This window comes from Scandinavium tedordense (assembly GCF_024764965.1).
Taxonomy (GTDB): domain Bacteria; phylum Pseudomonadota; class Gammaproteobacteria; order Enterobacterales; family Enterobacteriaceae; genus Scandinavium; species Scandinavium tedordense.
Genome location: NZ_JALIGG010000030.1, coordinates 1 through 551, shown reverse-complemented (window position 1 = coordinate 551; position 551 = coordinate 1). Strand labels below are relative to the sequence as shown.

The following is a 551-nucleotide window of genomic DNA, read 5'->3' as shown; positions in this document are numbered from 1 at the left end:
CGAGAGCAGACCGCTCAGCCATTCGTCGAGTTGCGCCAGCCCCTGCTCGGCGGCGCCGGAGAAGAAGCGCGCCTTGGCCATGACCAACTGGCCGCGACTGAGCAGTTCCACCGGCGTCGCGACATCCCGCCAGACCGTCGCCAGCGGTAGTTCGGCGAGCACGCCGGCATGCCGGTCCTGCTCGTAGAGCAGGTCGGCATAGGCCAGCGACAAGGGGCCGCCGACCCGGCTGCGCCGGCCGAATACCTGCTCGACCCGGTTGCGCGCCGACTCGGCGATCGCCCTGCCCCGCTCCAGATCGCCACTCTCCTTGCAGATCAGGGATTCGATCAGGCTGGTCACCACCTGCAGGTACTCGCTGTCGGCGACTTTCAGGTCCTCCCGCGCGGAACCGATGGCGCCGGCGGCCTCGGCGTAGTCGCCGAGCAGCGCATGCGCCGAAGCCTGCACGCAGAGCAGGCTGGCGCGGAACACCGGCTGGTTGCTCGGGACCATGGACAGCCAGTGACGGGCGACCTTCAGGCAGGCTTCGAGCTTGTCCTGGTAGAGCA

At 69.0% G+C, this 551-nt stretch carries 1 protein-coding gene; it reads right to left on the bottom strand.

Annotation, left to right across the window (positions count from 1 at the left end):
• A partial coding sequence (locus MUU46_RS00155; RefSeq protein ID WP_258964449.1) for a hypothetical protein occupies nucleotides 1–551 on the bottom strand: 551 nt, incomplete at both ends.